We start from the raw sequence: 2,487 nt of genomic DNA, 5'->3' as shown, positions 1-2,487 counted from the left end.
ACCAGCAGATACAGCACCAGCGCCGCGATCGGCGAGAGGAATCCGACCCCGATGCAGGCCGCGTAGACCAGAATTCCCGGCCAGGCCCGCCAGCTCTCCCGCCGCGCGTAATCCGCCCCCAACCCGGACTTCAGCATCTCCGGCCGCTTCGCCAGCCGCCACCACATGGGCGCCCACGGCACGGTCATCAGCACCCCGACGATCCCGTACAGCGCCACCGCCACCACCGCGTCCCGATGCGTCCCGTGCACGACGTTCTCGGCCACCACCATGGTCGGGAACGGAACCAGCGAAATCCCCAGCAGCAGAAGCAGATTCCACCACCGCAGCACATGGTCGATCCGCCGCAACCGCCCGAAGAAGGTGTGGTGGTTCATCCACACCACCCCGATCGTCATGAACGACGCCAGATACGCCACATACGACGGCCAGATGTGCCCGAGCGCCTGCAGCAAGCGACCCGGCTCGTGCTCGGGCACCCGGATCTCCAAAATCAACAGGGTGATGGCAATCGCCATCACCCCGTCGCTGAAAGCTTCCACCCGAGCGGTTCCCGCGAGCGTGCGTTCCGGAACCGATCCCTCACTCATGCATCGCAGCGTAGACCGGTTCGGCGGTCGGCTCGATTCGTCTGACGCGCTTGACCGTTCGCACGGTGATGATGGCCATGACGGCGGTGACGCCGATCATCAGGACGCTCGACAGCCAGGTCATGGTGTGGATGGGCAGGCGGTAGACGAGCACCACCCGCAGGGCCGATTCGCCCATCAGGCCGACACCCCACATGACGGCGATCCGGTTCAGCAGGCGACGGACCACGGGGTTGGTGCGGAACTTGTGGTCCAGCTGGGCCAGTCGCTCGGGGGCTCCGGCGAGGCCCTTGCGGGCGGCGACGTAGGTGAGGGGCTTGCCGAGCAGGGCGCTGATCAGGAAGGCCAGGCCGATCGCGGCGGTGGTGACCGAGTCGCGGACGATGATCATCCGGGCATCGCCGCTGATCAGCGAGGATCCGATGCCGAAGGCGAAGCCCGCGAGGATGAGCGCGGCCAGGGCGTCGATCTTGCGGGCCCGGATCACGCCGACCAGGACCACGGCGCCGGAGAACAGCGCTCCCGCCAGCAGGGCGATGAAGTCGGAGTACCCGGCGGCGTGCAGGGCGTAGTAGGCGGCGAGCGGCACCGCGATGTCGCGGAGGGTGGGGGCCAGCATGCGGAGCACATTCGGCCGGGCGGCGGGCGCGGCGAGCGTGTTGTCAGCCATGATGCGAACTCCTGTAATCGGTTTCTGCGCTACAGGAATGACGCTACGGAGACCGCCGCCGCACCGAATCTGCCAACCATCACCTCCCAGCCATGACAGTTGTCATGCCGCGACCGTGGCCGCCGCTTCCAGATCGCGCCCCTTGGTCTCGGGCGCGCCCCACAGGCAGATCAGGAAACCGACGGCGGTGACCACCGCGGCGAACAGGAACGTCGGCCCCATCCCGAGATGGTCCAGCGACCACGGCAGCAGATAGGTGCCCAGGGCCGCGCCGATCCGGCTGATGGAGGTGGCGAACCCGACGGCGGTGGCGCGAATGTGGGTGGGGAACAACTCGTTCGGATACGTCCAGTCCAGTACGTTGGGCCCGCCGCAGAAGAACGCGTAGAGCAGCAACATGGTGAAGGCGAGCAGGGTGGGCATGGTCGGCCAGAGGCCGATGAACAGCACCGGCAGGATCATCAGCCCGAAGCACCACACGATGGTGGGCCGCCGCCCGATGGTGTCGATGAGCCGCATGGCGGGCAGGCAGCCGATCAAGAACACCAGGCTGATCAGGGCCGTGCCCAGGGTGTCCATCCAGGTGCCGGCGGGCATGCCGAAGGCGGCCAGGATCTGCGGCCCGAAGGTGAGCATGGCGAACAGCACCGCGACCTGGCACAGGAAGAAGCCGCAGCAGAACACGGTTCGCTTGCGGTACTGCGGCCGGAACAGTTCCCGCAGCGATCCGTGCCGCGCCGGATGTCCCACCGCGCCCGCCTCGACCAGGGTGGCCGGATCGACCCGTACGTGCAGGTACTGCTCGATCATGGCGGCGGCCTTGTCCTGTTTGCCGTGCTGGGCCAGCCACCGTGGCGATTCGGGCGCGGTGCTCTGCCGGATGATCAGGAAGAACGCGCACAGCACCGCGCCGCTCGCGAGCTGCCAGCGCCAGCTGCCGTTGCCGCCGAAGGTCAGCAGCAGATAGCCGACCACATAGGCCAGCACCGAGCCCAGGTACCAGGCCACGATCTGGAATCCGAGCAGCGTCCCGCGCTGTTTGAGCGGCAGCCATTCCCCGAGCAACGAGGTGGCGATCGGATAGTCGGCGGCCACCGCCATGCCGAGCACGAACCGCAAAATGACGATGAGCCAGATGGATTCGGCCCAGAACGACGCGATCGAGCACAGCCCCATCACCACCAGGTCGGCGGTGTACATGATCTCGCGCCCGATCTTGTCGGTGAG

Annotated in this window: 3 protein-coding genes; all 3 read right to left on the bottom strand. The window is 67.2% G+C overall.

Annotated features, from left to right (window positions below; all coding sequences use genetic code 11):
- Positions 1–590 (bottom strand): TMEM175 family protein (locus tag ACIRS4_RS36160; protein WP_404204190.1); only part of this gene is annotated, 590 nt, incomplete at its 3' end.
- Complete coding sequence (locus ACIRS4_RS36155; RefSeq protein WP_404204188.1) at positions 583–1,260, bottom strand: VC0807 family protein; 678 nt, start codon at positions 1,258–1,260, stop codon at positions 583–585. The genes ACIRS4_RS36160 and ACIRS4_RS36155, both read right to left, overlap by 8 nt.
- A gap of 102 nt (positions 1,261–1,362) precedes the next feature.
- A partial coding sequence (locus tag ACIRS4_RS36150) for an MFS transporter (protein ID WP_404204186.1) occupies positions 1,363–2,487 on the bottom strand: 1,125 nt, incomplete at its 5' end.

Origin of the sequence: Streptomyces sp. NPDC101166 (genome assembly GCF_044768125.1) — a bacterium.
Taxonomy (GTDB): domain Bacteria; phylum Actinomycetota; class Actinomycetes; order Streptomycetales; family Streptomycetaceae; genus Streptomyces.
The sequence above is the reverse complement of the archived record's forward strand: the minus strand, read 5'-3'. Positions and strand labels throughout refer to the sequence as shown.